The 15,513-nt window shown below is 67.1% G+C and carries 13 protein-coding genes; 6 read left to right on the top strand and 7 right to left on the bottom strand.

The window, feature by feature from the left end; genetic code table 11:
- Window positions 1-37: 37 nt before the first annotated feature.
- Complete coding sequence (locus CAL25_RS06945; RefSeq protein WP_141217900.1) at window positions 38-1,207, bottom strand: hypothetical protein; 1,170 nt, start codon at window positions 1,205-1,207, stop codon at window positions 38-40.
- Between the two features lie 248 nt (window positions 1,208-1,455).
- On the opposite strand from CAL25_RS06945, the gene CAL25_RS06940 reads away from it, so the two are divergent.
- The 4 genes from CAL25_RS06940 to CAL25_RS06925 all read left to right on the top strand — a co-directional run bounded on the left by CAL25_RS06940 (window position 1,456) and on the right by CAL25_RS06925 (window position 6,681).
- The gene (locus CAL25_RS06940) at window positions 1,456-1,977 is read left to right on the top strand and encodes a sigma-70 family RNA polymerase sigma factor (RefSeq protein WP_094799214.1); all 522 of its coding nucleotides are present in this window, start codon (window positions 1,456-1,458) and stop codon (window positions 1,975-1,977) included.
- The gene (locus CAL25_RS06935; protein WP_094799213.1) at window positions 1,965-2,957 is read left to right on the top strand and encodes a FecR family protein; all 993 of its coding nucleotides are present in this window, start codon (window positions 1,965-1,967) and stop codon (window positions 2,955-2,957) included. The genes CAL25_RS06940 and CAL25_RS06935 overlap by 13 nt, the downstream gene beginning before the upstream one ends.
- Before the next feature lie 67 nt (window positions 2,958-3,024).
- Window positions 3,025-5,490 (top strand): TonB-dependent siderophore receptor, encoded by a 2,466-nt coding sequence (locus tag CAL25_RS06930; RefSeq protein WP_094799212.1) that lies wholly within the window; start codon window positions 3,025-3,027, stop codon window positions 5,488-5,490.
- Between the two features lie 6 nt (window positions 5,491-5,496).
- The gene (locus CAL25_RS06925) at window positions 5,497-6,681 is read left to right on the top strand and encodes a PepSY-associated TM helix domain-containing protein (RefSeq protein WP_094799211.1); all 1,185 of its coding nucleotides are present in this window, start codon (window positions 5,497-5,499) and stop codon (window positions 6,679-6,681) included.
- Between the two features lie 166 nt (window positions 6,682-6,847).
- Here the strand turns inward: CAL25_RS06925 and CAL25_RS06920 are convergent, their stop codons facing one another.
- Window positions 6,848-7,465 carry a LysE family translocator gene (locus CAL25_RS06920; RefSeq protein WP_094799210.1) on the bottom strand — a complete coding sequence of 206 codons (618 nt, stop codon included), beginning with the start codon at window positions 7,463-7,465 and terminating at the stop codon, window positions 6,848-6,850.
- A 152-nt stretch (window positions 7,466-7,617) separates the two neighbouring features.
- Between CAL25_RS06920 and CAL25_RS06915 the strand changes: the two genes are divergently transcribed.
- Complete coding sequence (locus CAL25_RS06915) at window positions 7,618-8,541, top strand: LysR family transcriptional regulator (protein WP_094799209.1); 924 nt, start codon at window positions 7,618-7,620, stop codon at window positions 8,539-8,541.
- 63 nt (window positions 8,542-8,604) lie between these two features.
- Here the strand turns inward: CAL25_RS06915 and CAL25_RS06910 are convergent, their stop codons facing one another.
- From CAL25_RS06910 to CAL25_RS06900, 3 genes are all read right to left on the bottom strand, one after another.
- The gene (locus CAL25_RS06910) at window positions 8,605-8,814 is read right to left on the bottom strand and encodes an AbrB/MazE/SpoVT family DNA-binding domain-containing protein (RefSeq protein ID WP_094799208.1); all 210 of its coding nucleotides are present in this window, start codon (window positions 8,812-8,814) and stop codon (window positions 8,605-8,607) included.
- A 124-nt stretch (window positions 8,815-8,938) separates the two neighbouring features.
- The gene (locus CAL25_RS06905) at window positions 8,939-9,589 is read right to left on the bottom strand and encodes an imm11 family protein (RefSeq protein ID WP_212590878.1); all 651 of its coding nucleotides are present in this window, start codon (window positions 9,587-9,589) and stop codon (window positions 8,939-8,941) included.
- A 168-nt stretch (window positions 9,590-9,757) separates the two neighbouring features.
- The gene (locus CAL25_RS06900) at window positions 9,758-10,894 is read right to left on the bottom strand and encodes a hypothetical protein (RefSeq protein ID WP_094799206.1); all 1,137 of its coding nucleotides are present in this window, start codon (window positions 10,892-10,894) and stop codon (window positions 9,758-9,760) included.
- 530 nt (window positions 10,895-11,424) lie between these two features.
- On the opposite strand from CAL25_RS06900, the gene CAL25_RS06895 reads away from it, so the two are divergent.
- Window positions 11,425-13,038 carry an ABC-F family ATP-binding cassette domain-containing protein gene (locus CAL25_RS06895; RefSeq protein WP_094799205.1) on the top strand — a complete coding sequence of 538 codons (1,614 nt, stop codon included), beginning with the start codon at window positions 11,425-11,427 and terminating at the stop codon, window positions 13,036-13,038.
- Between the two features lie 77 nt (window positions 13,039-13,115).
- Here CAL25_RS06895 and CAL25_RS06890 read toward each other — a convergent pair whose 3' ends face one another.
- Both CAL25_RS06890 and CAL25_RS06885 read right to left on the bottom strand, forming a co-directional pair.
- Complete coding sequence (locus CAL25_RS06890) at window positions 13,116-14,450, bottom strand: M16 family metallopeptidase (RefSeq protein ID WP_094799204.1); 1,335 nt, start codon at window positions 14,448-14,450, stop codon at window positions 13,116-13,118.
- 172 nt (window positions 14,451-14,622) lie between these two features.
- The gene (locus tag CAL25_RS06885; RefSeq protein WP_249278977.1) at window positions 14,623-15,483 is read right to left on the bottom strand and encodes a methylenetetrahydrofolate reductase; all 861 of its coding nucleotides are present in this window, start codon (window positions 15,481-15,483) and stop codon (window positions 14,623-14,625) included.
- Between the last annotated feature and the right edge of the window lie 30 nt (window positions 15,484-15,513).

Raw genomic sequence — 15,513 nt, 5'->3', positions numbered from 1 at the left:
GTCGGCGCCGCGGGCATAGCGCCGTTCCATCGACGCATCACCCGCCGCTCGATGGCCAGCGCCGCCCGACCATCACGGCCTCTCGCAGCACGTCATAGGTCGTCAGTCCCGGCAAACGCGAGAAGAAAAGATTGCGGCCTTCCGCGCTCGCCTTGTTCTCGACAGGAGCGCGCCAGGTCGACCACAGGCTGAGCACCACCAGATTGCCGTTCTGCCACGTCACCGTGGCCTCGATCTCGCCGGCGTCCTCGCCGCTCTTGCGGGTCACGTCAAAGTGCAGGACCCGGGCCTTGACCCCCTGCTGCGCCAGATCGGCTTCGTCTTCGCTGGTGCGCAGTTCAGGCGGCCGGGTGTCGGGCGTCTGCAGCATGAAGTACTGCCGCACCGCCTGCGCACCGGCCGTATCGAGATCGGGGCGCGCCTTCATGGGCTGCACCCACAACCAGATCAGGCCCACGTCCTTGCCCTGACTGCGCCGCAACAGGTGCAGCTCGGCGGGCAACTTGCCCTTGAAATCGTTGATGGGGATTTCCCAACCGCCGGGCACCTCGGGGCGCAACGTCGTGCCGTCCAGCGCGATCGGCACCCGCTGCGTGGCATCGCCGAAGTTGGCCTGCTTGTCGTCTTCGAAGCGCAGCGCCGCCATGAATTGCTGCGCATACTCGTCGGCTTCGTCCACGCGCGCCTTCGCCGCCTTGAGCGTGGTGGTCTGCCTCACATCCACCCCGAAGTGCACGGCCAAGGCCTGATTGCCGCGTGCGAAGCAATAGCTGAACAAGGCGCTGCGCGGTTTGCCGTCGTCGGCCTGGTTGCCATAGAGCTGCGCCTCGGTCTGGTCGGGCGTCGCCTGCGAAATGCGCTCGATATAGCCCGCCGCCTCCGACTCGTAACGGCAGATGCGCAGCGCCGACGCGGGGGTGCGCAGGTCGTAGCCCACGATGGTGGCCTCGACCTGCGGACCGCCCTCGACCGGCGGAATCTTGCCCACGATCTTCACGCGCCCGAGCGTGTCGGGCTCCGCGGCCGACATCGGCACCGTCTCGACCTTGGCGCCTGGCGGCACGGCGGCCTTGAAATTCAGGCTCGGCACGCCGAAATCGAACGCGTGCGGCACCCATTCGTCGGACGCCGTGGTGGCCGCGCCGGCACTTCCTGCCGCCGCGACAACCACCAGGCCTGACAACACCCGAACCCATGCACTGTGCATTGCTTCTCCATGACAACGGGCAGCCGCCTGGCGCCCTGGCTGTACGCACGCTGCCCGCACTCTAGCGCGCCACACGTCACCGTTTTGGTTCAGAACACAACGATTTGCTTCATGAATGCGGCCACAGCGGGCCTGCCCGTGGCCTGCGAGCCGACTTCAGGTTAAGATTTATCAAGAATGGCTCTTATTTACATTTCGATCTTCGCGGATCGCGCCCGACCCCGCCTCGCCTGACCCCGTCCGCTCCCATGACGTCCCCCGCCCCCACCCGCCTGGCTGGCCCGCTCGGTCCGCCCCTCGAGTCCCTGTACCGAGACCACCAGCCCTGGCTGCTGGGTCGTCTGTGCGCACGGCTGGGCAACCGGGCCGACGCGGAGGACGTGGCTTCCGAGACCTTCACCCAGCTGGCCGAATCGGGCGACGCGCCGCATCTGCGCGAGCCGCGCGCCTTTCTGACCACGATCGCCAAGCGCGTGCTTTTTCACCTGTGGCGGCGGCAGGACCTGGAGCGCGCGTATCTGCAATCGCTGATGGCGGTGCCCGAGGCCGTGGCGCTCTCGTCGGAGCAGCGCGCGCTGCTGCTGGAAGCCATCGCGCGCATCGATCACGCGCTCGAACAGCTGCCTGTTCCGGTCAAGACCGCGTTTCTGTACAGCCGGCTCGACGGCATGACCTACCCCGAAATCGCGCAGGCGCTCGGCGTGTCGCTCGCTACCGTAGAGCGATACATGAAGCGCGCCCTCCTGCAGTGTCTGGCATGCGAGCCCTGAACGACGAACCGGCGCTCCCCGACGCGGCCATCATGGAAGCGGCGGTGAACTGGCAGGTCCGCCTCGAGGCCGGGCGCATGACGGAAGCCGACCGCGCCGAGTTTCAGCGTTGGCATGATGCCGACCCGCGCCACGCCCAGGCCTGGCGCCGCGTGACCGGCGTGCTGCAACAGCCCCTCTCCGTGATGCGGGAGCTCGACGGACCGTCGCATGGGCAGCTGGTCGCCGCGCGCAAAACGCTCCTGCAGACGCGCCGCCGGCGGCTGCTGCAGGGCGCGCTGGTCCTCGCGGGCACGGCGGGCGCCGCATTGCTGGCGCTCGACCGCGTGCGTCCGATGGGGCAGCTGCTGGCCGACCTGCGCACCGGCACGGGCGAACGGCGCGCGTTCGACCTGCCCGACGGCAGCCATGCGTTGCTCGACGCCCGCTCGGCCATCGACCTGGATTTCAGCCGCTCGCGCCGTCGCGTGGCGCTGCGCGCGGGCGGCATGATCGCCGAGGTGCAGGCGCAATCGGCGCCCGATGTCATGGTCGACACCCCGTACGGCACGTTGCGCTCGGCCGGCGGACGCTTCATGGTGGCCTATCACGGCGAGTCCGTCCGCGTGGTGGCGCTCGCCGGCCCGCTCAGCGTGCAGGCAGAGGATGGCGGGCAGACCACGTTGCAGCCAAGCCGGGGGCTGCAGCTCTCCCGCCGCGGCCTGCAGACCCTGCCGGGCGACGCCCGCGCGCTCGCCAGCTGGGAAACCGGCATGCTCGCCGTGGAGAATGCGCCGCTCGAAGACGTGGTGCAGGCGCTGCAAGCGTATTACGTGGGCATTCTGCGTGTCGCGCCCGAGGCGCGGCGCCTGCCCGTGTTCGGCGTCTTTGCGCTCGACGATCCCGAGCAGGCGATCCAGGTCCTGGCCGCCAGCCTGGGGCTGCGCACACGTCGCCTGGGCTGGCTCATCTCGCTCGACCTCCCCGAAAAAAATTCATGAATTGGTGAGGGGTTTTTCGTTTTCGCTCCACAAGAAGGGTGAAACGAAACCAAGAGGAGAAGCTTTCATGCCTTACCGATTTGCCCCGCCCCTGCGCGGCCTCGCCGTCGCGGGCTGGCTGGCCTGCGCCGCCACGCCGCTGGCGCTGCCCGTCCCTGCCGTCGCGGCCGAAGCCGCCGATGCCCAACTCGATCTCGACCTGCCCGCGGGGCCGCTGGCCACGAGCCTGACCCGCATCGGCCAACTGGGCGGACGCAGCATCGCGGCCGATCCCGCGCTCGTCGCGGGCCGTCAGGCCCCGGCCATCACGGGCCGCATGACCGCATTCGAGGCCGTGCAACGCGCGCTGGCCGGCTCCGACCTGCGCCCGGTGGGCGTGGCCGGCGGCGCGATCACGATCCAGCGCATGCCCGGCGGCCCCAGCGCCGCCGCGCCCGAAGTGCAGACCATGCCCGCCGTGTCGGTAAGCACCGACCGCCTGGCGAGCGATCTGATGGCGCCGACGCGCTCGGTCACGGTGATCGACGGCGAAACGCTCGAGGACCTGCGCGACAGCTCGCCCAACCTGGCCACGATGCTGACCAAGGCCGTTCCGGGCATGTCCGACTCGAGCCGCAACCTGACCGATTTCGGTCAGACGCTGCGCGGGCGCAACGCGCTGATCCTGGTGGACGGCATTCCGCTGAACACCAATCGCGATTCGTCGCGCAACCTCGTCAACATCGATCCGGGCCGCATCGAGCGCATCGAGGTCGTGCGCGGCAGCAACGCCATCTACGGCAGCGGCGCCACCGGCGGCATCATCTCGATCACCACGCGCCAGCCCGGCGGCGAACCCATCTCCGAAACGAAAGTCGGCATGGACATGTCGCTGTCGAACCCGGGCGCCAAGGGCATGGGCGGTGATGTGCAGCACTTTTTCTCGGGCAGCAAAGACCGCCTCGACTACGAGCTGGACGTCTCGTACCGCCGCATCGGCGGCTCGTACGACGCGCATGGCGACCGCATCGCGCCCGATGCCAGCCAGGGCGATCTGTTCGATTCGAACACCTACAGCCTCGGCGGCAAGCTGGGCTTTCGCATCGACGCCAACCAGCGCGTGCAGCTGGCCGCCAGCTACCTGCGCGCGCGCCAGGACACCGATTACGCCAGCGATCCCGCAGTGTCGCGCACGCCGCTCGGCTCGACCAATGCGCGCGCCATCAAGGGCCTGGACCTCGCGCGCCAGAACGAGGTCGAGAACACGCTCGTCAGCCTGAGCTACGAGCACAAAGACCTCTGGGGCAGCAGCCTCTCGGCCCTGACCTACGCGCGCGACAGCAGCACGCGCTTCGCCCCCTCGGATTCGCGCAGCAACGTGAACCGCGGCAACAACGTCGATCAGGTCATGCAGAACAACAAGGTGTTCGGCGGCCGGCTCACCATCGACACGCCGCTGACCGCCTCGCGCGACACGGCGCTGACCTGGGGCGCGGACTTCATCCAGGAGCGCAGCGAAATGCCCCTGGACGTGTTCGACCCGGTGATCTACGACCAGAGCGGCGGCCTGCAATTCCGCCGCACCGGCACCAACACGTATCTTCCGTGGACCACCACGCGCAGCATCGGCATCTTCACGCAGCTGCAACACCGCTTCAACGAGCGCTGGTCGGCCGAGGCCGGCGTACGCTACGAGCGCTCCAGCGCCTGGTTCGACGACTTCCAGCCGCTCTCGCAATCGCGCCTGGCCAATCCGGCCACCGTGGACGGCGGCCGCGTCAGTTACGACGCGTTCATGTACAACGCCGGCCTGCTGTTCAAGCCCACCGACAACCACGAGTTCTACGGCTCGTTCAGCCAGGGCTTCGACCTGCCCGACGTCGGCCTGCAACTGCGCAACGCGCGCGCCGGCTTCGACATCAACTCGTCGGACCTGCAGGCGGTCAAGACCAACAACTACGAGTTGGGCTGGCGCGGTCGCTTCGCCAGCACCGCGGCAACGGTGGCGGTGTTCCGGTCCGACTCGAAGCTGGGCGCCGTGCAATCCTTCAACAACGGCCTCACCCTCACCCGCACTCGCGAACGCATTCACGGCGTCGAAGCTACGGTCGATCATTACTTCGATGACGACATCTGGGCCGTCGGCGGCACGTTCACCTGGATGTACGGCAAGGAGAAGGCACCCGGCGCAAGCAGCGAACGCATCATGACCGGCTACCGCATCCCGCCGCTCAAGCTCACCGCCTACACGCAGTATCGGCCCAACGAGCGCTGGCGCACCCGCGCCGAGCTCACGTGGTTCGGTGCCCGCGACTATCGTCTCTCCGATGGCCGCACGCAATTCGCACGCGCCGATGTCAAGAGCTACCTCACCGTCGACCTGATGGCTCGCTACGATCTCGACAAGCAGAACGCCTTCACCTTCAGCGTGCAGAACCTGTTCAATCGCCAGTATCTGCCGCTCTACAGCCAGCTGCTGCGCAGCGGCAACAACAACAGCCGCCTGCCGGCGGCGGGCGCCGTCGCGAGCGTCACCTACACGCACCGCTGGTAAAACAGCGTGACGCGTAAGGGCTGGGTGGCGGTCCACCGCTACGTGGGCCTCACCACCCTGGTACTGCTGCTGGTCAATGCCCTGACCGGCAGCGTGCTGGCGTTCCAGCACGAGCTGGATCGCTGGCTCAACCCCCGCCTGTTCATCCTCGAGCAGCCCGGCCCGCCCCTCTCGCCCGAGGCGCTGATCGCCCGCGTCGAAGCGGCCAATCCGCGCCTGCGCGTCACCCTGCTGCCGCTCGACCCACGGCCGGGCGACGCCATCGAACTGCGCGTCGCCGCGCGTCCCGCAGCCGACGCCGGCGCGCGCACGCCGCTCGGCTTCGACCGCCTGTTCGTCGATCCCGCCACCGGCGCCGTGCTCGGCCAGAGGCAGTGGGCCGCCTTCAAGCTCGACCGCCCGCACTTCATGGGCTGGATGAACCAACTGCACCGCACCCTACACTTGCCCGCACCGTGGGGCATGTGGCTCGTGGGCGGCCTCGCCCTGGCGTGGTTGCTGGCATCGATCATCGGAGCCTGGCTCACCCTGCCGCGGCTCGCGGGCGGCCTGCGCGCGATCTGGCACAAATGGACGCCCGCCTGGCAGATCAAGCGCGGCGCCTCCCGGCAGCGGCTGACGTTCGACCTGCATCGCGCCGGAGGCCTCTGGACGCTGCTCATGGCGATCATGCTTGCCGGCACGGGCGTGTATTTCAATCTCGGCAACGAGCTGTTCCGCCCCGCCGTCAGGCTGTTCTCGCCCGTAACGCCCCACCCGGTGCAAAGTCTCCCCCGGCAGGCCGCCCCCGCACGCGCGCCGGCCTACGGCATCGACACGGCGATCGCTCGCGCCCGCGGCCATCTGCCCGCGCCGGCACGAGACTTTCTGCCCTGGTACGCGAGCCACCTGCCTGACAAAGGCGTCTACCGCATCGCATTCAAGGAAGACGGCATGCGCGAACGCGCGCTGCGTCTGCGTTACGAACAGGTCTTCATCGACGACCAGACGGGCGCCCTGCGCGGCATGACCGGCTACGACAGTGGTACGGCGGGAGACCGTTTTCTGATCTGGCAATACCCGCTGCATACCGGCCGCATCCTGGGCTGGGCCGGCCAGGCGCTCGTCGCGGTCAGCGGACTCGTGGTGGCGATGCTGTGCGCGACCGGATTGCTGGTGTGGAACGCGCGACGCCGGGCGCGGCGCAAGTAGACACCGCGCACGCAAGGCGGATACGTCGACGGAACGCCCTCGGTCTCGCGCCCCCCAGGCCGGCTGAACCAAGTACGAGGACACCAAGCGGCGCTCGATTGCACCCCATGTGCAGACGGCCCGCCACTCACTGGCCCGTTCCTGGCGCTGGGCCGGCCAGCACGAGTCAGCGTGCCCCGCGATCCACCGCCAGCAGCACCCCGAACGTCACCAGCAGGCCACCGAAGACGCGATCGATCAGGTGCCGCACGGCCAGCAGCCGCTCGCGCACCCGGCCGGCCGAAAAACAGATCGCCACCAGACTGAACCACGTCACGTGCGCCCCCGCGATGAACACGCCGTAGGCGATCTGCACCGACAAGGGCGTCTCGGGCCGGACCACCTGCATGAACAGGCTCACGATGAACACCGTGGTCTTGGGATTCAAGACATTGGTCAGAAACCCCACCCGCAGCGCCGCCGCATCCGACAGCGGCGCTACGGCCCGTTGCGCCGACGCGCCACCCGGCTTCGCGCGCAGCATCGTCACGCCGAGATAAACCAGATACACGGCACCCACCAGCTTGATGGCATTGAAGAGCCAGAGCGACTGCTGAATCAGCAGCCCCACGCCCACCAGGGTGTAGGCCACATGCACGAAACATCCCATCCCGATGCCCAGCGCCGTCAGCACGCCCGCGCGGCGCGACAGCAACAGGCTATTGCGCGTCACCATCGCAAAGTCCGGCCCGGGGCTGATCACGGCCAGCATGGTAATGGTGATCACAGCTATCAGTTCAGTCATGGCGTATCCTGTCGGCATCAACGATTCGGCAGCATCGTAAGGCGCATCCCTTTCTATGAATAACGATGATTTCTGACATGATCGGTGAGCTAGATTCACCTTTTGACGCGGATCGAGCCCCGGAAGGTGCAGCCTCGCGGCAAGCCCGTGACATGCCCTCGCGCGCATCGCTTGCGGACGAGACCCGTCTGCCCTCCCTACTGGCCTTGCGCTGCTTCGAGGCCGCGGCCCGCACCGAAAACTTCAGCCGCGCCGCGGCCGAGTTGCACCTTACCCACGGCGCCATCAGCCGCGCCGTGCGCCTGCTCGAAGACGAACTCGGCCTGGCGCTCTTCGAGCGCCGCAATCGCCGGGTGTTCCTCACCGACGCCGGCCACACCCTCGCCCGCGCAGTCGGCGGCGGACTGGACCTGATGCGCCAGGCCGTGAGCGAGCTGCGAGCCAGCGCCCGGCAGCAGCGTCGCTGGGTGCTCTCGTGCGAGCCCACGCTGTTGATGCGGTGGCTGATCCCGCGCTGGCCCGACTTCCAGGCGCGCCACCCGAGCCTCGACGTCCACCTCGTCGCGGGCGGCGGCCCCTTCTCGTTCGCCAACGGCATCGACCTCGCGATCCGCCGCGACGACTTCCCCCGGCCGGACAGCTATCACGCCGAACCGCTCTTCGACGAACAGGTCGGCCCGGTATGCCGGCCGGACAAGGTCGAGGCCTGGTTCAGCGGCCGCAAACGGAACGCCGCACTGAAGCCCAGTGCGCCCCGCCTGCACACCCGTACCCGCCCAACCGCGTGGCAGGAATGGGCGGCCGCCAGCACACAAGCACCCGCGGCCGCGCGCGCGGCCCGCGCCTCCGACCAGACCTTCGATCACTTCTACTTCAGCCTCCAGGCCGCCGTCGCGGGCCTGGGGGTCGCGATCGGCCCTTGGCAACTGGTGCGCGACGACATCGCAAGCGGCGTCCTCGCGGCGCCGTTGGGCTTCGTGGAAGATGGCACGCGCTACTGCCTGCTGTCCGCGCGCGAGCCGGAGGCGGGAAGCGTGCCGGAGGCGTTACTGGCGTGGTTGCGGGGGAATGCGTAGGCACCTGCAGGGCGTTACGAGATCATGCCAGCTCACGACCCGAGCACCGTTACGCGCGGTGGACTAACGACAGACGCCACTGATGGCTTCCGTCGGCTTACACAGAATGCCTTTCGGGTCGGTCACCGACGGCTTCGCCGGCACCACCTCGTAACGTCCGCTGGCTGCATTAAGATAAAACGCGATGCGGTCGCCCGCCTGCAATCCAAGGCGCTTGCGCACATCGACGGGGATGGTGACCCGACCTTTCGACGTCAGCGTGGTGGTAGGCATTCCGAGCTCCCGAGGAAGAACGCCTTAGCCTAGCGCAAGCGCTGGTCCTTCCGCTAGCGCATCTGTGCCGGCCCTCGACAACGAGCGCATCCTTCCGTCTGATTCGCGGCAGCGATTCCCCGAATCAAGAATCCGCCGCATCCCGCAAGTCGATCCCCTCCAGATCCGCGGCCACCAGGGCCTCGTACATCACCCGATCACAGATCGACTCCACGCCAAGCCGTGGCTGCGTGAAGATGTGCGCGGCGCCGACCACCTCCGGGCGAAACACGAGGCTCGCGCCACCGAGCGCGCTGTAGAGCTTGACGCTCTCGCCGGTGATGAAATCCCGGTCGTACTTGATCTTCATGCGCGAGGCGCTCTCGTCGATCGCGTCCAGCGCTCGTACGACGCTGCAGAAATAGTATTGCGGGCCGCGCGAACCATCCGCCAGGCTGAAATCGCACTCGACGAATGCGAAGCCCGCGGCGTCCACGGATTCGAGCACACGCTTGAACCGCTCGGAGATGATCCAGATGCCGGACCAAATTTCAAAATCGCGAAGCATGCCGCCCTCGATGGGCACATGCAGCAGATGCGGCCGCTCGGGATATTGGCCGGGCTCGCCCGTCGGAAGGGGAACCACATATTGCCCCGGCGGAATGAGCCTGTCTTCGTTGTGGATGCGCAGCCCCGGACCGATGCCATCGGCCCAATGGCTGGAATTGAGTATGTAGTACTCGCCCATGCGCGAGGCCGGGTCAGCACCTGAAGTCTTCTGTGTCAGATCGTTCATCCGGAAACCCATGGTTTTGAGGCTCGCGCTGGCGGACGGCGATGCCGCCCTCGCGCGGCATCGCCGCTCGGAAATACTTTCTTGGCCGATGCCGTCTCATTCACGCAGAAAGGGCGCCGTGGCGCCCTTTCCATTGACTGCGCCGTGCGATGGCGACGCTGCCCACTTTTACTTCGACGTCCCGATCTGCAGCAAGGTCGGCTGACGCTGTATGTATCGATTCACCAGCTCGGTCATGATCGGGTTACCCGCATTCTCGGCCTTGGCGGCGGTCAGGCTGACCACTGCCGCGCACTGCTGCCCCGTCTGCACGGTGCGCCCGTCGAACTTGGCGTTCGCCGCGTTCGGCATCGTTTCTTTCCAGGTCGCGCCGATGCCGTCCACCGCCGTCTTGGCGCTGGCGCAATCCGCGTATGCCAGCGACACCACGAGCGCCGGCACGTTATTGATCTGCGCATCCGCAATGATGCCCGCCGAGTAGGGCGGAACGCCGCGCCCCGCCGCAGCGGCGGCCGCCTCGAGATTGCGCTTCGCCGTCTCCAAATTGCCGGACGGGCCGGGCAGGATCGACATCGGATCGACCGCTTGCAGGCCGATCACCGGCGAGATGACCGCCGCCTGCACGATCCGGCCGTCTTTCGCGGGCACAGCCTCTTTCAAACCGGCCAACGTAGCGGCAACGCCCGCGCTATCTGCAACCGACGGCTTGGGCTGCGCCAAAAACTTGATGCCCTCGGCCGTCGGCGTCTGCACCAGCGCCGACTCCAGCGGGAAGACGAAGCTCGTGGTGCCCATCTGCCCGCGCCAGGGATCCCGGGCGTTGGCTTTCTTCAGATCCATCTTGTTGGCCTCGCCATTGGCGAGCACGCCCGGCACCTCGGCTTGCACCGGCACGAAGTCGACCTGCTTCAGCTTGCCGACCAAGGTCTCGACCGCCTGTTTATCTTTCAAGCCCCAGTACGTGAGATTGGCCGGCCCCTGCCCGAACGCGGCGAAATAAGAAACCTCGTCGAACGCGATCTTCGCATTTTGCGACCAGGTGTCCAGCCCATATCCGATCGACTGCAGCGGACGGATCGATTGCGCCAGCGAGAGGCGCCGCATGCCGTCCGGCGTGGGACCGGCCTTCTCGAGCGACCGCCAGGCCTGTACGTCCATGAACGAAACCTGCATCGCCTCAGGGACCGTCAGCACCATTTGAGGAATCCGCTGCAAGGCCTGCTGCAACGTCTGGGTACTGTCCTGCGCATAAGCGCCGGTACCAAACCCCGCCATCAAACACAGTGCCAAAGCCTTTACGCGCATCGGTTCTCTCCGTTTTTCAAAGTGGTTCCCTGACGGCGGTCATCCGACGCATCGGATATGCCGCAAAGACAGGGATAGGTTGCGTCTGCGCGTCATGATGCCGCGGCGTTTCACCTCCCGAGCGCGCGCCTGTCGATGGCGCGCACGGGAGATATCACCGAAGCGCGACCGCGCCGATACCCTCGCTAACCGCATGAATGGTACCCAATGTGCGAAACATCGCAAAAAAAGCGCTTGGCGCGGGGTCGCCGGGCTCACGATGAAGCGCGCTTTCCCGACGGCCGTCGCGTGCGCCATCTGCTCCCTGCGGCCGGCACATGCAACGGCGGCCCGCTGATGCCGAGCACGGATCGCATCTGCGAAACAACGCCCTTATCTGGCTTGCAGCGCCCTTGGCTTCTACAATGGCGCTTCGCCACACCACACAGAGGTATTCGTCCCATGCGCCGTTGATGCCGCCGTCTCCCCGACGGCCAGTCTCCACCCGCCCCCACTCGCAGGGGGAGTTCTTGGCATCCCTGGAATCCCGCATGACGAATCCATCGATCACGCTCGACAGCGTGACCCATGTTCTGCCCGATGGCCGAACGCTATTCTCCGACCTGAACGCCACCATCGACGCGCGCCCGACCGGCCTGGTCGGCCGCAATGGCGCGGGCAAGTCCGTGCTCGCGCGTATCCTGGCGGGGCAGCTCGCCCCGACCAACGGCCGTTGCACCCGCAGCGGCACGGCGTTCTACCTGCCCCAGCAGGTCAGCCCGGCACCCGACGCGACCGTTGCCTCGCTTGCCGGTGCCCAGCTCACACTCGACGCGCTGACGCACATCGAAACCGGCAGCACCGACCCCGCCGACTTCGACGCCCTGGCAGATCGCTGGGATATCCGGCAGCGGCTGCGCAACGAGCTCGAGCGTCACGGCCTCGGCCACCTGAAGGCGCAAACGCCGGCCACCCGACTCAGTGGAGGCGAAGCCATGCGCGTGGCCCTGGCCGGCGCCATGCTGAGCGACGCCGACTTCCTGATTCTCGATGAGCCCAGCAACCACCTCGATCGCAACCATCGACAGGCATTGATCGAGCAACTCCGACACTGGCGGCGCGGACTGATCGTCGTCAGCCACGACCGCCAGCTGCTCGACAGCATGGCGCACATCGTGGAGCTCTCTTCGCTGGGCCTGCGCAACTACGGCGGCAACTACGGGTTTTATGCCACCGCCAAGGCACGAGAGCATCAACATGCCCTGCACGAACTCGAACAACGCAAACTCGAGCGCCGTCGCGAAGAACACGCCATGCGGGACCAGCGTGAACGGCAGGCACGCAGACAGGCTCAAGGCCATCGAGAGGGCAAGGAATCCAACCAGGCCAGGATCCTGCTCGGCCGTCAGAAGGAGCGCAGCGAAGCCTCGGCCGGCAAGTTGCGCCAACAACAGTGCGACGCGCAACGAACGCTCAATCAACGGGTCCATCAGGCCGCACAGCACGTGCAACGCGATGCTGCCGTCAGCCTGCATGCGATTCCGGTCGAGCAGCGCAAGCAGCGGCGCGTCGTCGAGCTCGACGGCGTCGAACTCCCGCACGTTCCTCCGACCGCGCGCCGCATCGATCTCACCCTCCAGGGCCATCAGCGCCTGGGCGTCCTGGGCCCGAACGGCTGCGGCAAGTCCACGCTGCTCAAGGTCATCGCCGGCCTCGTCGCGCCGCGGGTGGGCACGCGCAAGACCATCCCGGGCACGGTCTACCTCGACCAGCGCCTCGCCGCGCTGGATCCGCAGCGCACGGTACTGGCGCAACTCCAGACGGCCAATCCCGCCGCGAGCGAAAGCGATCTGCGCACGCGCCTGGCCCATCTCGACCTCGACGCGCACAAAATCGTGGCGCCGAGCGGTGCATTGAGCGGCGGCGAACGACTCAAAGCCGCCTTGGCCTGCGCGCTCTATGCCGATCCGCCCCCGCCACTGCTCTTGCTCGATGAACCCGGCAATCACCTGGACCTCGCGTCCACCGAAGCCCTCGAAGCCATGCTGCGGAGCTACCCGGGTGCGTTGATCGTCGTGTCGCACGACGACGTATTCCTGGGCAATCTGGGCCTGACCGAGCGGCTGCTTGCCACGGCGAGCGGCTGGACGCTGACGGCGTGGTGATCCAAAGAGAAAGGCGCCGAAGCGCCTTTATCCATACCGTTCAGCGTCGCAGGGAGCCATGCGTCGGCACCCGCCACTCACGCATTCAAACCCGCCACCAGTTGCCGCGCCGCCTTCGCGCTGACACCCTTGCCCGTCACGGCCAACGCCGGTGGCTTGGCCAGCATCCGCTCGAACACCCCGCGCACTTCCTCGGCCGTGATGTCCTCGATCATGGCCAGCGTGTCGGCTGCGGGCGTGACCGTGCCGCGCGCGAAAAGCTCTTCGACGGCCTGCTCCATCGTCGCGTAGGGCCGCTCGCCCGAGCGAACGCGCGACACGGTGAGCTGGTTCTTGGCGCGCTCGAGGTGCACCGGGTCGATACCCGCCGCGTGCTCGCGCAACAGACGCCCGGTCGCTGCGAACAAGGCATCGAGCTTGTCCGGGGTGGTGACGGCGTGGACGATGAAGTTGGCCCAGACGTCGCCCCCTTCCATCGCCGCGTAGGTCGTATAGGCCAGTCCAAGCTGCTCGCGGACCGTATCGCTCAGCGGCGACGACATGCCTTCGCCGAACACATATGCCGCCAACGATGCCGCCAGCCGCGCACGCGGCCCGGCGGTCTCGCTCTCGCCCTCGGGAAACAGCGGGTAGGCGATGTTCACGAACACCTGCGAGACCTGCGTGAAACGCCGCGCGAGCGCCTGGCTCACGTACTTCGCCGGGACCGGCTGCGCGACCACATCCTCGTCTGCCGACGTGCGCATCCCGTCGAACAACGCCGCAGCCAGGCTCATCCACGCGTCCACGTCGAAGTTACCTGCCGCCACGACGATGGTCTTCTCGGCGACATAATGTCGCTGCACGTGGTCGATAACGTCCTGCCGGCTGAAGCCCTCGATATTGGCCACGGTGCCGATCACCGGCATGCCCATGGGATCCTCGCCCCACAGCGCCCGGTCGAGCAGATCGCTGGCGCTGTCGCCCGGATCCTCGTCATACTCGATCGCTTCCTGGCGGATCACTTCCAGCTCGCGCTGCAGCTCGTGCTCGGGAAACGTGCTGTTCAGCACGATATCCGCCGTCATGCGCAGAAGCGCGGGCGCATGCCGACCCAGGCCCGTCATGAAATACCCGGTCATGTCCTTGCCGGTGAAGGCGTTCACCTCCGCGCCCAGACGCTCGGCATCCAGGTTGATCTCCTGGACCGAGCGCGTTTCGGTGCCCTTGAACGCCATGTGTTCGAGCACATGGCTGATGCCATTGGTGGCCGGCGTCTCGTCGCGAGAGCCGACACGCAGGAACACACCGACGCTCGCGCTCTGCACATGCGGCATCGGGATCACAAGAAGGCGCACCCCATTCGCGAGGGTCTGCTGAACAACGGAAGGACTGGTCAATTGAGTGGCCGTCATCGGCTGATTTTTACGCATGCTGCATTGTCGCAGTTCCGCGCGATCTGAGTGCGTGGACAAGCAACGGCGCCCTCTGAAATGCCCCTACTCCTCCTGGGGGATTGACGGGCAGATCCCCCTTCTGCCCAGCGGCGATCCTTCCAGCTGGCGACGATCCCCCGCCCGCGGCCATGACGCGCTCGCGCACTACTCAGCGCGAAGACGCGGCGGCGCGCATCGACTCGGCGCGACCGCGATATTGCGCGATCCATTTCAAAGACTGCGCAATCCCGCCGAACGGGAAGAAATGCAGGCTCACCTCGCCGTGCGCCTGCGTCAGGCCGGCCGCCAGGCGATCCACGAAAACGTCGGGTCCCGCCGTGCCGAACAGCTTGCCGAGCGAGATTCCGTATTTGGACCACATCGAGGCGCAGGCACTGACGCCACAGAGCGCGGCATAGCGCGCCAGCACGGCGATCCCGGCCGGACCCGGCACGCCCACCCGCACGGGAAAATCGATGCCACGCGCGCGCAGCGTCACCAGCCACGCCAACACGATGTCGGCATCGAATCCAAACTGGGTGACGATCTCGGGCCGCATACCGCGTCGTGCAATAGCACGGCATTTGCGCTCGAGCACCGCCCATCGTTCGGTCTCGCTCATGAACGCATGGCCCTCCGGATGCCCGGCCACCCCGACCACCCGAATGCCCGAACGCTCGAGCACGCCCGTCTCGATCAACGAGGTGCTGTCGGCGAACGGGCCCAACGGCGTCGCCGGGTCGCCGGCGACCACGAAGCAACGCTCCGCGCCGGCGCGTGCGGCCGCAAGCGCAACAAAGGACTCGAGTTCCGCGGCAGAGCCGATACGGCGGGCAGAGAGGTGCGGCATCGGGGTAAAGCCCAGATCCCGCACGGCGCGCGCCGCGGCCAACCGCGTGGCATCGTCCTGACCCGGCAGGTAGGGAATCGACAGCGTCGTCCCCGGCAAGATTCGATCCGCCGCAGCGGTCAGCGCCGGAATGTCTTTCGCACTGACTTCCAACGAACAGGCTTCGGTGATGTCGCGCACGGACGTGCGCATATCGACTTGATTCAATAG

The organism is Bordetella genomosp. 5, assembly GCF_002261315.1.
Taxonomy (GTDB): Bacteria; Pseudomonadota; Gammaproteobacteria; order Burkholderiales; family Burkholderiaceae_B; genus Bordetella.
Note: the sequence above shows the minus strand (reverse complement) of the source record. Positions and strands in the feature narration are given on the sequence as shown.

What these genes read in the sequence shown, in the direction of transcription:
- CAL25_RS06895 (WP_094799205.1), top strand. Translation starts at nt 11,425, where the DNA reads ATGACGAATCCATCGATCACGCTCGACAGCGTGACCCATGTTCTGCCC.
- CAL25_RS06905 (WP_212590878.1), bottom strand. Translation starts at nt 9,589, where the DNA reads ATGAACGATCTGACACAGAAGACTTCAGGTGCTGACCCGGCCTCGCGC.
- CAL25_RS06940 (WP_094799214.1), top strand. Translation starts at nt 1,456, where the DNA reads ATGACGTCCCCCGCCCCCACCCGCCTGGCTGGCCCGCTCGGTCCGCCC.
- CAL25_RS06900 (WP_094799206.1), bottom strand. Translation starts at nt 10,894, where the DNA reads ATGCGCGTAAAGGCTTTGGCACTGTGTTTGATGGCGGGGTTTGGTACC.
- CAL25_RS06935 (WP_094799213.1), top strand. Translation starts at nt 1,965, where the DNA reads ATGCGAGCCCTGAACGACGAACCGGCGCTCCCCGACGCGGCCATCATG.
- CAL25_RS06945 (WP_141217900.1), bottom strand. Translation starts at nt 1,207, where the DNA reads ATGCACAGTGCATGGGTTCGGGTGTTGTCAGGCCTGGTGGTTGTCGCG.
- CAL25_RS06890 (WP_094799204.1), bottom strand. Translation starts at nt 14,450, where the DNA reads ATGCGTAAAAATCAGCCGATGACGGCCACTCAATTGACCAGTCCTTCC.
- CAL25_RS06910 (WP_094799208.1), bottom strand. Translation starts at nt 8,814, where the DNA reads ATGCCTACCACCACGCTGACGTCGAAAGGTCGGGTCACCATCCCCGTC.
- CAL25_RS06920 (WP_094799210.1), bottom strand. Translation starts at nt 7,465, where the DNA reads ATGACTGAACTGATAGCTGTGATCACCATTACCATGCTGGCCGTGATC.
- CAL25_RS06930 (WP_094799212.1), top strand. Translation starts at nt 3,025, where the DNA reads ATGCCTTACCGATTTGCCCCGCCCCTGCGCGGCCTCGCCGTCGCGGGC.
- CAL25_RS06915 (WP_094799209.1), top strand. Translation starts at nt 7,618, where the DNA reads ATGCCCTCGCGCGCATCGCTTGCGGACGAGACCCGTCTGCCCTCCCTA.